Here is an 18,378-nt window from a genome sequence, read left to right on the forward strand (position 1 = left end):
AGTGATTGTCATAGGTGAAAGACAAAAACACAACGACATCCAAACAAAGCAGAGGTCGAACCACTTATCACAAAGCTCTATAAAAACAGGATATTAGCCATGTATTTTACTCAATGAATAAGGGTATCGACTAATGAGGATATTCATTATGATTTTTATCAAGTTGGACGATGTTAGGAAAAGATTTTCTCGCCCATCTGATCGATGAGCATTTTTGCTTTTTTAAGCATAAGCTCATCAGCGTCGCTTCTACTAGCTACGACATCGGAGCGGATAAAACGGTGAGTACATATTTCACCATTAATATCTTTACTAATTTTACCAGCGACACGATATTGCCCTGATTCAGACATTGCATCTTGGTAAATTAAAAAACCTTTATATTCAATGGGATCTAAAAGCTTCATTTTTGAGTCATTGCCTGACCCTTGATTAAATAAACGAGAAAAAAATCCCACAAGAGCTCCTTTAAGACTTGTTTGTTTCAATAATCGGCTTCTCGAACCACTCTAGTTCTAAGTTATCGTCAAAGCGCAATTGGCCTAGAATGATAGGAATATCATCTTCTCTGTGTCTACGTCGATCATTAACGATCATGCTTTCCGCCGATTCAACGGCAACTTGTGCATTCTCTTTAAGTATGACCAATTTTTCTTCAGGTAGCGCAGAGAGAAAATCTATGTCGTATCGAATATAGATCGGTCTCAATTGAGCAAGGGATAAGCAAGCGAGATCGGCAAGCTGCTCATTATCATAGTGATTTACATACTTATCTTCAGCCAATACGCGTCCGACAAGTGTTTCCATGTAATTATGTACATCAACACTGATTTGCATCCTTACACTCCTTCCTCTTCGTACTAATCAAAATATTTAGATAGAACTTAGCAGTAACAACTTAGCGTACCTTGGTGATTTTATACAACTTTTAGATGCGTTGTCGTCTAAACTTTGTTCAAGTGCTCGCTTTCATTTAGTAAGTCTAGCAAAAAGCTTGGCAATCTATTAAATAAAAGTATGCTATGGGCCTTATTATCAATTTTAATTTTAAATGCCACAAAGGTCATATTTGTATTATTAATGCCGACAAGTTTTGTATCATCTCATTGGTTTCGATTCTTATTCCCAATAGGGTTGCTAATAGCCATTATGTTGGGGATGGAAAACGTCATTCTGATCACTAGCGCCAATATTGGCTTCGCTAGTAACCTGCCTTATATTCTTTTCACGGTAGCAATCGCATTAGGACACATTTTTAAGCAAGGGCGTTTGGCTATGATCTCGACAGCGATGATGGTGGCCTACGCAATCATCCAGTGGCGCTTACAGATGCCCCTTTCTACGGGAACAACCTTGCTAGAGCTTTCGTTATTAAGTTTGTTATTACCCGTTTTGTGTTTAGTACCTTATGCGTTAGGAAGTAATGCTACTGTATTGAGTAAAACTTATTGCTTATACATCGCTATTTTGCTGCTGTTAATGTTTTGGGCCGTTGTTACTTTGATGTACGTCAGTGATGGCGGATTTGAGAATTTTAGCCAAGTTTTTTTAGTAACTATACCGAAAATATCGAAATTGCCATTTTTGTTGGTGATGTACCTCTTGGCATTAATTGGGGTCTCCGCAATATTTGTGCTCACGCGAAACCAGATCTTAGACACAAGCATTTACGCCAGTATTTTACTCTCCTCCGTCACCTTTATTTTTTTCCACGTGAGTTATATCTCAAGCACACTTTTCTCTCTAGCCGGGGTTTTATTGATCTTATATCTAATTTCGGCGGGTCATAAAATGGCGTTTATTGATCGCTTAACGGGTATCCCAGGTCGCCACGCCTTAGATCTTGACATCAAATACTTAGGCAAAAAATATGCGATAGCGATGCTAGATATAGACCATTTTAAGCAGTTCAATGATCGCTATGGTCATGACACTGGCGATGATGTGCTTAAGTTGATTGCTAGCCGTTTATTATTGACTCAAGGAAACGCGCGTGTTTATCGCTACGGTGGTGAAGAGTTTACCATCCTATTTAAAGGAAAAAATGCACCGCAAGCTGCAATCTACTTAGATTTGCTTCGCAAAGATATTGAACAGTACCAAATGGTCATTAGGAACGCAGAAGACAGACCAAAAGACGATAAGCTCGGTTCCAAGAAGCGTGAGCAGAAAACACCATCAAATCTTGTCTCTATTACGGTTAGTATTGGCGTTGCTGATAGCTACGCCTCAGAAAAACCTGAAGCAGTGTTAAAAATTGCGGATCAAGCGCTCTATAAAGCTAAACAAAATGGCAGAAATAGAGTTGAAGTATGAACAGTTACCTTGATTTAATGCATCACATTTTGGTATAGAAATCGCAAAATGTGATATTCAACAAGGCGTACATCACATTCACAGAAACTTCATTAGATTGTGCAAAATACTTTGGTTAAGTTATTCATGTTGCAACTGTTTCGCAACGTCAAAACAACATAGCAAGAGTAAGATTATGAGTGAAAAAGTAAACGGAATTGTAAAGTGGTTCAACCAAGATAAAGGTTTTGGCTTTATTACCCCAGATAATGGCAGCAAAGATGTATTTGTACATTTTTCCGCTATTACGGGTGAAGGGCGCCGCAACTTAGTCGATGGCCAAAAGGTGAGTTTTGTAATCACTGATGGTCAAAAAGGGCCACAAGCAGAGAGCGTCAGTCCCGTTTAAATTTTTAAAAAGAACGACTCTAATCCACTCTTTCTAGGGTGGATTTTTTGTTTCTAGTAGACTGGATAAATACGAGAATATTGGAGCGGGCAGCGGGAATCGAACCCGCATCATCAGCTTGGAAGGCTGAGGTAATAGCCATTATACGATGCCCGCGCACCGAATTGACGCTGTCACTATGCCACAGTTAGCAAAAAAGAAAACCCATTTTTTATCAAAACCCGTTCAAGCGAACAGTAAATAAACAAAGTAAATTCAATTGGTTGAGATTTGTGTGCTTTTGGTTATTTTTAACTCAATTGAATATCTACTCTTGCGTTTAAATTTTGAACTTTTCCATTTCTTGATTGAGTACAGTGACATTATCTTTTACTTGCGCTGACGTTTGGTTTGAGATTTGGCTAATACTTGCCACACTTTCCACCGAATTGACAACTTCTTGCATGAATTGAGTCATTTGGTGTGTTGATTGTTGTTGCAGATCGGCCGCCGAGGATAACTGGTGCATTTCCTTATCTAACGCCGTTATTTTTCCTTGTACGTCCATCATTTTGTTGAAGGCGTGGATGGTCTGCGCCGCACCCTCATTGGCAAGGTTCTGACTCATGTTAATTTCATTGACCACAGCCGCAGTCGCTGACTGTATGGCGTTTATAATAGTGTTAATTTCTGTGGTTGATTGAGTGGTTCGAGTCGCCAGCAGCCTAACTTCATCCGCTACCACAGCAAAGCCTCGTCCATATTCTCCGGCTCTTGCGGCCTCAATCGCCGCATTTAAGGCCAGAAGGTTAGTTTGTTCCGCTAATCCCTCTATTACTTCGGTCACACGCCCAATCGATTCGCTTTCTCGACTAAGATCGAGCACCAATTGCGTTGCCTTTTGTATGGTTTGATCAAGCTTATCAATACTTTTTCTATTTTGTTCTAGCGCCGAGGCTCCCTCTTTGAGCTCATTTTGTGATAACAAAAGAGATTGCGTAGATTGTTCAGCTTTTTCTGCGGTCGCCATAGAATACTGCGCCACATCGCTCAAACGTACTGTAACCTGCTCAATACTTGCTCGCTGCTGCTGTACTTGCTGCCGAGTGTTTGAGTTATAGTTCAGAAGCTCATCCATGTTTTGACTGACCTGTTGCGCTTTGGTACTGACTCCCTGAACGATCGTTCGCAGTGAGTTGTTCATATTGTTTATCGCGGCGGTAAGCTGAGAGAGCTCGTCGCTACCTTCACACAAAAGTGCTGGTTGAGAGACATCTCCTGCCGCAATAATTTCGGCTCTCTTTCCAATTCGACTCACTCTGCGGCCGATATTCTTACCTAAGTAATTGGAAAGCAAAACAGCAACTGAAACAGTCACGGCAATCATGATAAATAACACGTTAATCACATTACTAATGCTACGACTCATCCTTTCGCCACTTTGCTCTGCTTTTGATTGTTGAGTGGCGATAACATCTTCAAGACGGTTAGTCATTTTATCTACGGCAGGCATAAGTTGTGTGGCCATTTTTTGATTGACGCCGTTCCATTGCTCAGATTGGCGTATTGCAATCACCTGCTGTGCGAGTGGGAAATAAAGCTGCTGCATCTCATTAAATAATGACCACAGACTCTGTTCATCATCCGATAGCAAAGAGGACTTTTCCACAATTTCAGCAACAGATTGGTTATGAGAGTTAATCAGGTCTTGATATTTTTCGAGATGTTCAGGCTTCGCATACAGTAAGAAATCTCGCAACGATGCCAGTGCATTAGCTAACGAATTATAGCTGTCAGCATACAATTTAAAGAGACGTTTCCGCTCCCCTCCTTCTTTGTTAGTCGACTCGTCGTTAATCAGCCCTTGTAACTGGTCAAGGGCAACTTCTGCTATGGGGGCGGCCTCGTTAATGAATAATGTGTGGGCAGGTAAATTATCCTCACTTTGGCTCAGTAATACGATGCCTTGGATATGCGCTTTGATTGCTGCCCATTCGCTTATGATCGCGGTGTATTGCTCACTGAGAATCAGCGTTTCTAACACCGGTACCGTTTTGTCCATCTGTCCAATAATAGTTTCAAGTTTTGTCAGTTGCGTTGCACCCACTGCACTTTGAGAACCCACCAATAAATAGGCGCGTAACGTTGAAATAACCTCTTGCATCGACTGCTGAATATTTCGGCTAGTATTCACGGTTGGCAGATCCGTTTGCAGCAATGAATTGGTGTGAGTTTCGACTTGCGTAATACTGCGATAGGTAAAAAAGGTCGAAATGATAAGAAGCACCACCAGCAATAAAAAACTTAATTGCAACTTCCCTGATATCGAGAGTTTCATCCTTTGACTCCTCAAAATTTTCTTCGTTTAACTATAGCGGGTTCAATGGGTTTATTAAATGCGTATAGCCAATGCGAGTCTACCGTATACTCGTCTTATAACCCTAAATTGAGCATTGTGCGTTCAGTTGTGGCGTTTATTCCACTCGGGCGATTTATCATCCCTAATGCGCTATTTTCATCGTTTTGTGGTGCATTTTGTTAATCTTTGCTTTAATTGGGACAAATATTCCTAAATTTCTCATGTTATGTCTTTTCATCGACTTATTATTCTTAGCATCGTGTTTTTTTCAGGATGTGCAATGTATGCGGGCTTGAACTATGACCAACTGTTTGGTGAAGCAAGCGTTCAGTCAAGACAATCGCCAGTAGATTCAAAAGAAGCCTCTTTCTTTTTAAATGATGTTAAACCCATCATCGATCAGCGCTGCGTGGTCTGTCACGCCTGTTATGATGCGCCCTGCCAGCTAAAAATGTCTTCAGTTGAAGGGATTGATCGTGGAGCCAGTAAAGCGTTGGTTTATCATGGTACGCGTCTGACGGCGTCGGCTCCTACCCGTTTGTTTGAAGATGCACAATACACAGAGCAGTGGCGAGATTTTGGTTTTCATCCTGTGCTGAACGAGAGATCTCAAACGCCAACCGCGAATCTAGAAGCAGGATTAGTCGCGAAATTATTAATGCAAAAAGAGGAACATCCGTTACCAGAACAAGATCAGCTAAAAGGTTTTGATTTTTCGATAGATCGCGAACAAGTTTGTCCAACAATTGAAGAGTACGGACAGTACAAACAAGATCACCCAACGTGGGGAATGCCTTATGGCATGCCAAATCTTAGCCCTCTTGAATACAATACGCTACTCACGTGGCTCAGAGATGGCGCAATCATGAATGGCCATATTCCGCTCACTTCTGATCAGGAGAAATCGGTTGCGCAATACGAAAACTTTTTAAATGAAGGTACAGCAAAGAATCAGTTAATGGCTCGTTATATCTACGAGCATCTTTTTCTTTCTCACCTTTATTTTTCTGAACTTGCTGGTCAGCCTAGATTTTTCACTTTGATACGTTCGACAACCCCCCCGGGCGAGCCGGTTAACCGAATTGCGACAAGGCGTCCTTACGATAATCCTGGTGTAGAACGCGTCTACTACCGTTTGATCCCTGAGCAAGGCAGTATCGTAGATAAAACTCATTTACCCTATGCGTTGAATAAAAAACGTCTAGATGATTGGCAGGCATGGTTCATTCGGCCTAATTATCAAGTCTCGGTTTTGCCTAGCTATGATATTGAAGTTGCCGCCAATCCGATGACGGCATTTGATGCCCTTCCGGTTAAAGCACGCTTTCGATTTATGTTAGACAATGCTCAAAACACCATAATGGCTTTCATCAAAGGGCCAGTGTGTCGTGGCCAGCTAGCCCTGAATGTTATTAACGACCATTTTTGGGTGTTCTTTTTAGACCCAGAGAAAGCTGATTTACCCGAAGTGAATCAATTTTATCGATCGCAAGCCGCGAATCTAAAACTGCCAAGCGAGCTGGAAAGTAACACGTTGCCTATTACTCATTGGGTCCGTTATGCACATCAACAAGCACGTTATTTGAAAGCAAAGTCTGAATTTACTAATCAGTGGTTCAAAAATGGCGAGAACTTAACCACGGATGTACTGTGGATGGGTGATGGCTATAACCCGAATGCGGCACTGACTATTTTTAGGCATTTCGATAGTGCATCGGTAGTGCAAGGTTTGGTGGGAGAAAAACCCAAAACAGCATGGGTGTTAGACTATGCGCTACTAGAAAGAATCCATTATTTACTGGTGGCGGGTTTTGATGTTTACGGCAATTTCGGTCACCAGCTCATTACTCGCATGTTTATGGATTTTCTGCGTCTTGAAGGTGAAAGTAATTTTGTCTCTCTGCTGCCTAGAGAGATAAGGCACCAAGAGCAGTCAAGTTGGTATCAAAATCAAAGCACTCAACTCAGTGACTTTTTGCAACGTAACGTTGCCCCTTTTGATCAACCGACCAGTATTGTTTACCACACGCAAGATCCAAAATCTGAGTTGTTTGATCTTTTGAAGTCTGAGCTTCAACCTGTGTTATCAAATCGTTATTCGATAATTGACACTGGTTTTTCAAAGCGTAGTGAACAGATGTTAAATAGCATTAATAAGATCAAAGGTGAAGGGTTGTTGGCTGTGCCACAAATTATGATGTTGATGATCACGGCTGAAAACGGAGAGGATCAACTGTTTACTTTGTTACACAATAACGCCCATCTCAATATTTCAAGTCTATTTGATGAACAAAGCAACCGTGACCCAGCGAATGATGATTTGACTCTAGTGAGAGGTGTCATTGGCAGTTACCCTTCTGCTTATTTGTCACTGCATGAACACGAGATCGCAGAATTGGTGATGCTATTGAGTAAAATGCAAAATGAGCAGGACTACGTTAAGTTGCTCGATAGGTTCGCCATTCGCCGCAGTTCTTCGAAGTTTTGGCCGTTCAGCGATAAAGTTCATGCATGGTATCGGAAAAATCAACCTGTCGAATCTGGTTTACTTGACTACAATAGATTTGAAAACAGATAAAAGTCACCTTTAATGGGTGAGATGAGAGGTGCCAAATGACCATACGCGACAGCATTGAAGCACTAGAACAACAAATTTATGTAGCCTGTTCTGAAGGTGACTATGAGACAGTCAATCAGTTAGAACATCAGTTGGAAGTGTTACTGTATAAGGCACAACACCCTTTTGATGATGATCCTAATGGGTTAAATAGCGGTTCGACGACAAATGACGAATGGCGCTGAATAAAAGACGGGAGCCACATCGCTCCCGTCTATTTATCAGATCATTAAAAACAGAAAATTAGAAAAAGTCTATTGAGTTACGGCCACTTTCAGCATCTTTGCTTTTAGGTGCATCGGAGTTCTCTTTCTTTGTGGTCGTCGGCTTATTTCTAGCCGGTTTGGTTTTTGACGCCTTTTGCTTCGGCTTAGGCACATTTGTTGCTGCCACTACCGACGTCACATCAGTTTCAGGTACTTCAGTCACAGGTTGATCACACAATACAACGTAGTACTCCTGGTTAAATTCAAGAAAATCCCCATTGTACATTTTACGTCGTTTTCGAGTTTCAAGTTCTCCATTGACTGCCACGTAACCATCGCTAATCAGGAATTTTGCTTGCCCGCCACCATCCACCAGGTTAGCAATCTTTAACACCTTATAAAGCTCAATAGGTTGCGACGAAACTTCAATACCAATCGCCTCTATTTCAATTTCTTCGTTTTCTAATGTGTCTTTATCGTTAATCATTACGTTTTTCTTATCACGAATTTTCACGCAGTGTAATGCTAAATGCACAAATTAGGAACCACAGTTAAATACTTCAACTGAACTGATAAGCCCACCGTTTTGTCATACTCACACAACTCAAGTTACCGCGTCACCATTTTCTGAATGCGTTCCGCTCGCTGTTCATCGCTTTCTTGACTTGGTGGTGGCACGGTAAGCCCCTTAATCACTGCAGGGCGTTGCGCGATTTCCGCCAACCAACGTTGTAGGTGCTCAAGCCCGTCAATATTAATGCCACTCCATTCGTAAATTCTCACCCATGGCCATGTTGCGATATCGGCGATGGTGTATTCATAACCCGCAAGATAACGGTGATGCTCTAATTGGCTATCCATGACTTCAAATAGACGTCGCCCTTCTTTTTGGTAACGATCAATGGCAGGTTGTATTTTTTCTGGAAAGTAACGAAAGAAGACATTAGCTTGCCCCATCATCGGCCCTACGCCACCCATTTGAAACATTAACCATTGGATCACTTGAGAGCGGGCTTTCGGATCTACGGGTAGAAATTTTCCCGTTTTTTCTGCCAAGTAAAGCAAAATTGCCCCAGATTCAAATACTGGAAAATCATCGTTATCTTTATCTACAATTGCGGGAATACGTCCATTCGGATTGATGGCCGTAAACTCAGGCTCTTTTTGCTGATTGGTTGAAAGATCAAAAGCGTTGACCTTGTATGGCAGCCCCATTTCTTCTAATGCAATGGAGATTTTCTGACCATTCGGCGTTGCGGCGGTATACAGTTCAATCATTCGTCGGTTCCTCGGTGAAATGATGGGCGTTGCTCAACGGATTTAAGCAAATAGCAAAATTGCCACTTTGTGTCTCAACAAGGATATATAAGCAGTAATCTCTTTAGACGTAAACTCTCATGCACGATAAACTAAACACAACCATAATTTTATAACGAATTATCTATGATAAAAGTGACAGTGTCTCGCTTAATAAAAGGCCACGACTTAAAGCAATCTATTGCCGCGTTGATAAAGCAACAGAACATACAAGCGGGTAACATCGCTTCTTGTGTCGGGTGCCTATCTGAAGTGCACATCCGCCTCGCTGATGGCTCTTCAGAGCTACATCTTGTTGATGCATTTGAAATTGTCTCTTTGATTGGCACACTAACCGCATCTCATCAACACTTGCACATTGCGGTTGCAGATAAAACAGGCAAAGTGATCGGGGGTCATCTTTTGGATGGTTGTCTTGTCAATACTACCGCAGAGCTGATTTTACATTCCTACCCTGACTTAGTGTTTGAGCGAGAATTTGATAATCAAACGGGCTACAGTGAGCTGGTGGCACCTTGTTAAAATCCCTTTAATGATAAAAGTGAATGTGCATACACTAGTCTTCATTCTGTAAAATGTGGTGAAGCGTGTTTTTTATTCACCCATTTCTCCCCAATAGCGATAGGCAATTCGACGTTGAGCAATTTCCGTCTGTGAGCTATCTCTCACATCTGTTCTTTTTGTAATAACTCTGTATAATTCGCCGCCTATTTAACCATTGTTTATGTTCTGCTGATTTGGCGTCTGCACATCACTGATTCGCTAAACTGAATACCTAGGAAAACTCTCTTGATCTCTACCGCAAATATCACCATGCAATTTGGCGCTGAGCCTTTATTTGAAAACATTTCTGCAAAATTCGGTAACGGCAATCGCTACGGTTTGATTGGCGCTAACGGCTGTGGTAAATCGACGTTCATGAAGATCTTGAGTGGCGCGTTAACTCCCAGCTCAGGCAACGTCTCCATTACACCAGGGCTAAAATTGGGTGTGCTGAGCCAAGATCAGTTTGCTTTCGAACAATATACGGTAATTGATGCCGTGATTATGGGTGACCGTAAACTATGGGAGATCAAGCAAGAGCGTGACCGCATTTATTCATTAGCCGAGATGAGCGAAGCCGACGGCATGAAAGTCGCCGAGCTTGAGAGCGAATACGCTGAAATGGATGGTTACACCGCCGAAAGTCGCGCGGGTGATATTTTGTTAAAAGCGGGTATTGAGGAATCGTTTCATTTTGGCTTGATGCAACAAGTGGCTCCTGGTTGGAAACTGCGCGTTTTGTTGGCGCAAGCCTTGTTTGCCAACCCTGATATTTTGCTGCTTGATGAGCCAACCAACAACTTAGACATCCACACCATTGGTTGGTTGGCTGAAGAACTTAATCAGCGTAAATGCACCATGATTATTATTTCCCATGACCGTCACTTTTTGAACTCAGTGTGTACCCATATGGCTGATATTGATTACGGTGAACTGCGTATTTATCCGGGTAATTATGAGTATTTTCTTGAAGCGTCGAGCTTGATTCGAGAGCAGCTACTCTCTGGCAACGCGAAAAAAGCGGCCGAGATCAGCGAACTGCAAGACTTCGTTAACCGCTTTGGTGCCAATGCTTCAAAAGCAAAACAGGCTAGCTCACGCGCAAAAAAAATGGACAAGATCAAGCTTGATGAAGTGAAATCCTCAAGCCGCATCAGTCCTTCGATTGATTTTGGTGAAGGTAAGAAACTGCATCGCCTTGCACTTGAACTACAAAATCTCGGCCACGCTTTTGACGATGAACAGCTCTTCAACGGTGGTAATCTGCTGCTTGAGGCGGGCTCGCGTTTGGCGGTAATTGGTGAAAACGGCGTCGGTAAAACGACCTTTCTACGCTGCTTAGTCAAAGAGCTGCAGGCCAACCAAGGTGTGGTGAAATGGTCTGAGAACGCCTCCATTGGCTATTGCCCTCAAGACAGTACTGTCGATTTTGATAACGATCTGACTATCTTTGATTGGATCTCGCAGTGGCGCACAGTAAAACATGATGATTTGATGGTACGTGCCATTCTTGGCCGACTACTCTTTACAGCTGATGATGTGAATAAGAAAGCAAGAAACTGCTCGGGTGGTGAGAAGAACCGTCTGCTATTTGGCAAACTAATGATGCAAGATATCAACGTGCTGATCATGGACGAGCCAACCAACCACATGGATATGGAAGCGATTGAAGCGCTCAATAACGCGCTAAAGTCCTACACGGGGACACTGATTTTTGTTAGCCACGATCGCGAGTTTGTCTCTTCGCTGGCCACTTCGATCATTGATGTGAAAAACAAACAGTTGGTCTACTTCCAAGGAACGTACGATGAATACTTGGCTCATCAACAGAAGTTGTTAGCTGCGGCGTAATCAAACCAACGTCATAATTCTTGATACTTGTTGCCGCCAGAAATGACGGCAACAACGGATAATTTAGATTCTGCTATTTACGGCCACTGACAAGCCGCCTACTTGTAACTCCAAGTCGTTTGGGTATCACTGTGATTTGTTATAACTCTGGTTTAACCCAAACATTGCTAAAATCAAACCAGCCTAGAGCATTGCATTTCGCATTTTGTAATGCACCACATTGATCTTTGCTTATTCCTAACCAGCAGTGGAACATCGGAATAACTTGCTGTTTTTCTATTAAAGACTTGCCAATCTCTTTGGCCGGAAATATGGCATTTGGATCGGCGCGCCATTCATCCACTAACTGACACCAATACGAAAAATCTTCAGCGCGGCTTAAATGCTCGATATCACTGTAATCAAGTAACCATCCTGCTAACGCATCTTCTCTATGGTTAGCAATTCCCATCGGTTTGACCCAAACATCGACAGCATCGGTGTCTTCAACCGTCAAGTCATATTTAACAAGCTCCACCGAAATTCCATCTTCTTTTAACAGCTGCTGTATTGTTTTCACTAAGCTTGGAAACATAGGATGTTGAGCATGATATGCAATGGTGATCGAACGCTCGCCCGGCGGTGTAGCGGCAACATCTCCCGATGACTGATGATACCAGCCCGGTTTCAAACCATAAGCAGGTAACACCCCCAATTCGACCACTTTGTCTTCTGGTAATTGACGAAATAGGTTGAGAGTACTGAGTTTATTACTGAGGTAGCGAGCCCAATTTTCATCAGCGGCAACACCATTTTTTCGATTGAGTAACAAATAAGTACAGCCGGGATCAAGATCCACGTCTTCTGTGAATGAACCTCGCTTTGTTTTTATCGGATGCGATAAGCTAGGAAAAACCATCGAAGAATGTACTTCGTCAATCACCCACACTTCGACCCGGTCAAGCAAAGGCCTAAATCCAAAATATCCATCAAACGCTTGCAAAACTAAGCGTTTTTCATCATTTAAAATGACTTTATAAGGGCCAGTACCAATCGGCATTAAATCAAAATTATCACTACGATTGGACTCTGGTAGTAAAATCTTGGCACATGACTCAGATAAAAGAAGCGGTAAGCGGCTATCCGCTTTTTGTAAAAAGATATCGATAACCCAGTTGGAGGGCGAGCTGATCCTATCAAGATGAGAGAATAAATTCAGAAATCGCAGTTCCCACAAACTTTGGATAACACCGTCGGTAGTAAGCAAATCACCATTGTGGAAACGAACCCCTGGGCGAAGATAAAAACGCCAATGTGTTGCTGTCACCGATTCCCATGTATGTGCGAGATCTGGCTGCAGCTGTTCATATTCATCTAGCCGCGTTAATCCACTAAAAATTTGCATTACGATATGTTGCTCAGATCGACGCATGGATTTTAGCGGGTTTAGCATTGAAAGCGGGCGATAATAAGGCAACCGTATGACTTGCAGACCTTCTTGATGCTGAACACCAAGATAGCTTTGGATCACTTGCGTCAGTTTCGCAGCATCTTGATCCAGTACTGAAAATGCATGGCCAATTTTACCTTCATCTAAGTATCGACGCGCAAGGTTTTCACTGACATCACTGCGACTACGTTTAAAAATGAGATCGGATAATTTTCCACGCCCCGCCGCAGGACGCCATTCTATCCAGCCTTCATCCTCCATTTTATTTAGAACAATACGCGCATTACGGCGTGTGCAGAAAAGGATCTCAGTGATCTCTTCTAGCTGGACACCAACATCTTGGCCGTTAAAGTGCTCAAATAAGGATTCAAATTGAACGCGAAGTCGTGGGCTACTCATAAAGAGGAAATCTCAGTTTATAAAATACAGAGATAGTTTCCTCATTTTATATTGGTTATGCAATAGTCTTAATCACTGTTTAAAGAATATTACAGCCGAGTTGTTGAGAAAGTTGCTGAATTTGCTCTTCGTTGTCCAACTTAATCGACCATTTACTTTCTGAGCAATTTACAGAGATGACATTCGCCCCTCTCCCAATGAGCTGAACAGCATCGGCTTGGGCTTGTAGCGTGATGGCCAGATCACCCAATACTCGTACCACTAATTCATGGGGTGTTACGATGATTTTTCCACCTGAAAATTCAATCACCATTTTATAAATCAACCTTGATAGCTTGAGAACGGTTACGAATTTTTTGTACTGCGACCGTCAAACGGCTGGTGCACACCAAACGTTCGCGCTCATCAGTGATATTGATTTGCCATACTTGCGTTGAAATACCAAGATGGATAGGTGTCGCTGTTCCTATAACCATCCCCTCTCGCATGGCGCGAATATGATTAGCATTAATGTCTAACCCTACACAATAGTGTTCTTGATCCACACTGAAGTTCGCGGCAACTGAACCTAGGGTTTCCGCAAGTACCACCGAGGCGCCACCATGCAGCATACCAAGCGGCTGATGGGTAAAGTGACAAACAGGCATGGTCGCAGACAAAGAGTGATCAGTATAATCGGTATAAATAATATTGAGATGCTCTATCAAGGTGTTTTTGGAGGTGGCGTTTAATGTTATTAAATCGATAGGCTTCTTCCAAATATCCATGCTTTTTTGTCTCATTCATCGTAAAAGAGATTCATTCTATACTTAAAAGGTAACAACTTGCAGCGAGTAATCAGTCAGTTCCAGCGATTGAGATCCTGCCAACTAAACATTTTAGAGACAGATCCGATCGCTCATAAATATTAACTGCAGTGTTGTCATTAGCCGTTTATCGGTGCTAAGAAGCCTCTTCATACAAAGATGTCATTTAAGCGCTTAAAGATGAGCACAAAAAGTGCTCTGATACATGGCTTACAAGTGTCAACGTACCGACTCAAGTACCTAAAATGCGTAATGGCAGTTGTAGCAGCTCATCCCCTGTCGTTGCAAAACCCCAAATAATAGCGATAAGCGCAGCCACTAAACTGACATACCAAAGTGAAGCTACAATTTGTCCATATCGATTCAGAGGTAGCAAATGACTTTGATGACGCTGCTTCCATTCCATTACAATTTCAATGCTGCCCATAATCAATAAAAAGCCGAACAGGGTTAATCCAAGCCAATAGCTCAAAATGACACCAGCGATCGCCGCAAGAGCACACAACGCAATCCCCAAAGTGCTGTTCATAGAAAAGCTGATGCTTTTTAACACGTGACCACCATCAAGCGGCAATATAGGCAATAGATTGAAGAGATTGAGAAAGGCATTAAGAACAGCAAGGTCGGCAAAAAATATCTCTCCTGTGATCCAGTACACGACAACCAGCACAACCGAGAGCAGCAAACCAAAAAATGGCCCCATAATTGAGATCACTACATCTTGCCAACGTGTATTGATTTTTTCATCACTTAATGCCAAGCCACCAAGAAATGGAATGAGATAAATGCCTTTAGTCTTCATACCAAAATACTTCATCGCTTTGATATGGCCAAATTCATGGAACACCAAACAGGCAATAAGCGCCATAGCAAACTGGAAGGAAAATAACCACGAATAGGCTGCGATACTTGCTGACGCCAGAACAACTTTAATCAGCTTGGCACTTTTCAGTGCTTTCATACCAAGTGAGACTAGACCGATAAGGCTAAAACGTCGCTCCGGCTTTGGCGGGCTATAAGGTGTTTGTTTTTCAATGTCTTTTTCTGAACGCTCGCCCTGCGTGACAATGTCACCATTCACCAATGCCTGATAACTCAGTTTAAAAGGTTGCCAACTCAGATTAACATTCAGCTCACACTGGATCGGCGTTTCACCACTTAACAACTGAAATCTATGGGTCGTTGTCGCCTCGATATTCCCTGTCGCATCGCATTGCGCGACCAGTTGATTATCCCAATAGAGTTGCTGCCAGCCTGACATTGAACCTTCGAGACGAAGTGATTTTCCTAAAAATGGAGCGGAAAGGAGTTCCACAGTGATACCTACATACAAACATAAAAACGGCGTTCATTATGCCTTTGGGCAATAACAGCGTAAAGCACGATGCCCATTTTCTTACTATTGACGATGACTTAGTTCAATTCCCTCACGAATACCAAGCTTTTTGCCATCTCCCCTTTTAATTCCAGTCGTAACGTGGATAATACGCGCTTACATATTTTTACAAGGTGGGTACTATGTCTACTGAAGCAACTTTACTTGAACGCAGCCAATCAAAATGTGAGCTTTGTTCATCAGAATCTCCATTAGCTCCATTTGTGGTAGCGCCACACACTATGGTTACTGTTGACCATGCCGTTATGTTGTGTGATGTCTGCAAAGGCCAAATTGAGAACCCAGAAACAGTAGATGTGAACCATTGGCGTTGTTTGAACGACAGCATGTGGAGCCAAGAACAACCCGTTCAAGTACTGGCGTGGCGTCAACTTAAGCGCCTTGCGGCCACTGAGGGTTGGGCTCAAGACCTACTTGATATGATGTATCTTGAAGAAGAAGCTGCAAAATGGGCTGAAATTGGTATGGATGATGATGCAGAAAAGCCTCGTGATGTGAATGGCGTAGAACTGAAAAAAGGCGACGACGTAACCATCATTAAAGATCTCCCTATCAAAGGCTCAAGCCAAGTCATTAAACAGGGTACTGTGGTTCGCGGTATCAGTTTAAGCGACGATCCTAAGTTGATCTCTGGTAAAGCTAATGGCCAATCGATGTATATCATTGCTGAATACTGTCGCAAAAAATAATAGCCATTGACGAATAAAACAAAGGCGCAACTTAGTTTGCGCCTTTGTTTTTCGGAAACCGTTGTTTTCATGAGCAGTGAAACTAGTAAATTTTAAATACAAAAAAGCCGACTATTTAATCCGTCGGCTTTTACATCTCTACACATTGAATTAACGGTATAAACCGATATCTTTCTGCATGTGACCAGACAAATTATTCGCGTAGTAGCTGCGAGGTTCGCTGTGGTCGACAAACAGAATATCAACTAAATGTGCAATCAATCCTTTGAAGTTAACCGCGTAGGTTTTTTTATCCATAGAGGTAGGTGCTGTAATCGTACCCATATTCATTGCTTGTGCCATGATAGCCTCTCTGTTAATTCGATAACTTACTTTGTTGAAATGAATTCTAGGTGATATTTTTTTGGTTAAAAAATGACAAATTTTCCACATTCAAATTAGTTATTCTAATGAAACAAACCTATAACAACGCATGCTTTTATTATCCACGATAATCGACTACTTATTCACATTAAGTTTGATTTGGCGAATTTAAATCGCAATGAAAAACAAAAACACCGGTTATTTACAAAATTTTCACATTAATATTTTTATCGTCGGTTAGATAAAGGATAAATAAAGGAGAGAGGTAAGTATTGTCAAACACTTACCTCTGTTTACTTATATTATGACTTATGAGTAGCAGGTAATGGACTTCTCTGCTTATAGACAGAAGCCAACACCGCAATAATCATAGTGACTAACAGTACGCCCAGTGAGACTGGTGTCGGAATTTCCCACGCAGAACCGACTAGCATCATCTTAATACCAATGAAGATCATGATGAAGGAAAGCGCTGGTTTTAGGTAAATAAACTTATCCATCATCCCTTGCAACACAAAGTACAAAGACCGCAAACCAAGTAACGCAAACACGTTCGCTGCTAACACTAAAAAGGGTTCGCGGGTCACGGCAAAAATAGCCGGTATTGAATCTAATGCGAACATGACATCCATAAAAGCAATCACGCCAATCACAATCATCATTGGAGTCACAAACCATTGCTTATTGCGGCTCACAACCAAAGCATTCCCTTCGTAATGATCCGTCACATTGAACCAACGTCGAATCAGCTTCTCCGGCATTGGGTTTAGCTGTTCATCGCCTTTCTCACGCGCAAGTTGAATACCGGTCCACATAAGAAATAATGCAAACACATAAAGTAACCAATGATATTGTTCAAGCAGCTGCGCACCAATCACAATCATCACCGCTCGTAAACACAAAGCGCCGATCACTCCCCACAATAGAGCCCGCGGGCGTAAATGCTCTGGGACGGCGTATTGATGAAAAATAATCGCAAAGACGAATAAGTTATCAACACTTAACGATTTTTCTAACAAGTAACCAGTAATAAACGAGATCGTCGCCTTTTCGGCACTGTATGAACTGGTTGGTGCGTAACTATCCCAAAAGAAATAGATACTCGCGGCGAATGCAAACGCCAACATAAACCAAATCACGCTCCAAACGGCAGCTTTAGTGATCGTGACTTTACCACCACGGGTTTGCCAAATATCGATAACAACAAGAAATAGAGTCAGAATTGCAAAGCTGAGATAGGTTGTTGGGGTCATATATCCTCCAAAGGCGGAAGGATAAGATGGGATTAACCGATCGAAACCTTCCGCAAACAAAAACCGCTGTTCATCATAATGAACAGAGCTGAATGCGTTGGTCTCGTCGAAATAAGCATTCCGTTTTTAACAGAAGGCTATTTATACTTACCGGATAAGCATGCGCTTAACGAGCTGACGATAAGTAAACAAAGGCGACTACTCCCCAATCAGCGCGGATTTTATGCCTATTGGATGCAAAGGTCCATAGCCGTGATCAAAAAAAGGAGCCATTTATGCTCCTTTTTAGCTTAGATTTTTATACGCCTGCCAGTGGTAATAAATACACCAATACAGACCATGCACTGACCCAAGCAACGACGACAGCAGCATCTAACCAATCTCTAATCCACATTATACTTTCCCCTTTCACATCTTCATGCACCTTCATCGGGTTGAAGATGCGTTAAGACTGAAAGTTAAAAAGC

Annotated in this window: 18 protein-coding genes and 1 tRNA gene; 7 read left to right on the top strand and 12 right to left on the bottom strand. The window is 42.2% G+C overall.

The window, feature by feature from the left end:
• Positions 1–173: 173 nt before the first annotated feature.
• Both AACQ42_RS06835 and AACQ42_RS06840 read right to left on the bottom strand, forming a co-directional pair.
• Positions 174–458, bottom strand: coding sequence for an HlyU family transcriptional regulator (locus AACQ42_RS06835; protein WP_176429638.1), 285 nt, complete (start codon positions 456–458; stop codon positions 174–176).
• A gap of 10 nt (positions 459–468) precedes the next feature.
• Positions 469–837: a late competence development ComFB family protein gene (locus AACQ42_RS06840; protein WP_013867802.1), complete on the bottom strand. Its 369-nt coding sequence runs from the start codon at positions 835–837 to the stop codon at positions 469–471.
• Positions 838–951: 114 nt separating this feature from the next.
• On the opposite strand from AACQ42_RS06840, the gene AACQ42_RS06845 reads away from it, so the two are divergent.
• Complete coding sequence (locus AACQ42_RS06845; protein ID WP_094164948.1) at positions 952–2,316, top strand: GGDEF domain-containing protein; 1,365 nt, start codon at positions 952–954, stop codon at positions 2,314–2,316.
• A gap of 175 nt (positions 2,317–2,491) precedes the next feature.
• Entirely contained in the window at positions 2,492–2,704 is a 213-nt protein-coding gene (locus tag AACQ42_RS06850; protein ID WP_013867804.1) for a cold-shock protein, read from the top strand.
• Between the two features lie 81 nt (positions 2,705–2,785).
• On the opposite strand, the gene AACQ42_RS06855 is transcribed toward AACQ42_RS06850, so the two are convergent.
• Together AACQ42_RS06855 and AACQ42_RS06860 are read right to left on the bottom strand one after the other, a co-directional pair.
• Positions 2,786–2,860: transfer RNA gene (locus tag AACQ42_RS06855), tRNA-Gly, on the bottom strand.
• A 163-nt stretch (positions 2,861–3,023) separates the two neighbouring features.
• Entirely contained in the window at positions 3,024–5,021 is a 1,998-nt protein-coding gene (locus AACQ42_RS06860; RefSeq protein ID WP_029189957.1) for a methyl-accepting chemotaxis protein, read from the bottom strand.
• Between the two features lie 247 nt (positions 5,022–5,268).
• On the opposite strand from AACQ42_RS06860, the gene AACQ42_RS06865 reads away from it, so the two are divergent.
• Together AACQ42_RS06865 and AACQ42_RS06870 are read left to right on the top strand one after the other, a co-directional pair.
• Entirely contained in the window at positions 5,269–7,620 is a 2,352-nt protein-coding gene (locus tag AACQ42_RS06865; protein WP_094164950.1) for a fatty acid cis/trans isomerase, read from the top strand.
• Between the two features lie 35 nt (positions 7,621–7,655).
• Positions 7,656–7,844, top strand: coding sequence for a hypothetical protein (locus AACQ42_RS06870; protein WP_013867807.1), 189 nt, complete (start codon positions 7,656–7,658; stop codon positions 7,842–7,844).
• Positions 7,845–7,902: 58 nt separating this feature from the next.
• Here the strand turns inward: AACQ42_RS06870 and AACQ42_RS06875 are convergent, their stop codons facing one another.
• Together AACQ42_RS06875 and AACQ42_RS06880 are read right to left on the bottom strand one after the other, a co-directional pair.
• Positions 7,903–8,352, bottom strand: coding sequence for an RNA-binding S4 domain-containing protein (locus AACQ42_RS06875; RefSeq protein ID WP_206211628.1), 450 nt, complete (start codon positions 8,350–8,352; stop codon positions 7,903–7,905).
• A 122-nt stretch (positions 8,353–8,474) separates the two neighbouring features.
• Positions 8,475–9,143: a glutathione S-transferase family protein gene (locus tag AACQ42_RS06880; RefSeq protein ID WP_094164952.1), complete on the bottom strand. Its 669-nt coding sequence runs from the start codon at positions 9,141–9,143 to the stop codon at positions 8,475–8,477.
• A 165-nt stretch (positions 9,144–9,308) separates the two neighbouring features.
• Here AACQ42_RS06880 and AACQ42_RS06885 point away from each other — a divergent pair, with 165 nt between their 5' ends.
• Positions 9,309–9,704, top strand: a complete 396-nt coding sequence (locus tag AACQ42_RS06885; protein ID WP_094164954.1) for a PPC domain-containing DNA-binding protein — start codon at positions 9,309–9,311, stop codon at positions 9,702–9,704.
• A 267-nt stretch (positions 9,705–9,971) separates the two neighbouring features.
• Positions 9,972–11,576, top strand: coding sequence for an ABC-F family ATPase (locus AACQ42_RS06890; RefSeq protein ID WP_017042824.1), 1,605 nt, complete (start codon positions 9,972–9,974; stop codon positions 11,574–11,576).
• A 139-nt stretch (positions 11,577–11,715) separates the two neighbouring features.
• On the opposite strand, the gene AACQ42_RS06895 is transcribed toward AACQ42_RS06890, so the two are convergent.
• The 4 genes from AACQ42_RS06895 to AACQ42_RS06910 form a co-directional block, all read right to left on the bottom strand.
• Positions 11,716–13,404 (bottom strand): SgrR family transcriptional regulator, encoded by a 1,689-nt coding sequence (locus AACQ42_RS06895; RefSeq protein WP_094164956.1) that lies wholly within the window; start codon positions 13,402–13,404, stop codon positions 11,716–11,718.
• A gap of 79 nt (positions 13,405–13,483) precedes the next feature.
• Positions 13,484–13,717 (bottom strand): DUF3389 domain-containing protein, encoded by a 234-nt coding sequence (locus AACQ42_RS06900; RefSeq protein WP_010320752.1) that lies wholly within the window; start codon positions 13,715–13,717, stop codon positions 13,484–13,486.
• 1 nt (position 13,718) lies between these two features.
• Positions 13,719–14,171: a hotdog fold thioesterase gene (locus AACQ42_RS06905; RefSeq protein ID WP_172859069.1), complete on the bottom strand. Its 453-nt coding sequence runs from the start codon at positions 14,169–14,171 to the stop codon at positions 13,719–13,721.
• 271 nt (positions 14,172–14,442) lie between these two features.
• Complete coding sequence (locus AACQ42_RS06910; RefSeq protein ID WP_094164960.1) at positions 14,443–15,525, bottom strand: site-2 protease family protein; 1,083 nt, start codon at positions 15,523–15,525, stop codon at positions 14,443–14,445.
• Positions 15,526–15,728: 203 nt separating this feature from the next.
• Here AACQ42_RS06910 and AACQ42_RS06915 point away from each other — a divergent pair, with 203 nt between their 5' ends.
• Positions 15,729–16,295 carry a PhnA domain-containing protein gene (locus tag AACQ42_RS06915; protein WP_026027787.1) on the top strand — a complete coding sequence of 189 codons (567 nt, stop codon included), beginning with the start codon at positions 15,729–15,731 and terminating at the stop codon, positions 16,293–16,295.
• A 150-nt stretch (positions 16,296–16,445) separates the two neighbouring features.
• Here AACQ42_RS06915 and AACQ42_RS06920 read toward each other — a convergent pair whose 3' ends face one another.
• Together AACQ42_RS06920 and AACQ42_RS06925 are read right to left on the bottom strand one after the other, a co-directional pair.
• The gene (locus AACQ42_RS06920; protein WP_017042819.1) at positions 16,446–16,637 is read right to left on the bottom strand and encodes a hypothetical protein; all 192 of its coding nucleotides are present in this window, start codon (positions 16,635–16,637) and stop codon (positions 16,446–16,448) included.
• A gap of 323 nt (positions 16,638–16,960) precedes the next feature.
• Entirely contained in the window at positions 16,961–17,911 is a 951-nt protein-coding gene (locus AACQ42_RS06925) for a TerC/Alx family metal homeostasis membrane protein (RefSeq protein ID WP_170900230.1), read from the bottom strand.
• Positions 17,912–18,378 lie beyond the last annotated feature (467 nt).

The organism is Vibrio sp. V12_P9A6T4, assembly GCF_963874835.1.
Taxonomy (GTDB): domain Bacteria; phylum Pseudomonadota; class Gammaproteobacteria; order Enterobacterales; family Vibrionaceae; genus Vibrio; species Vibrio anguillarum.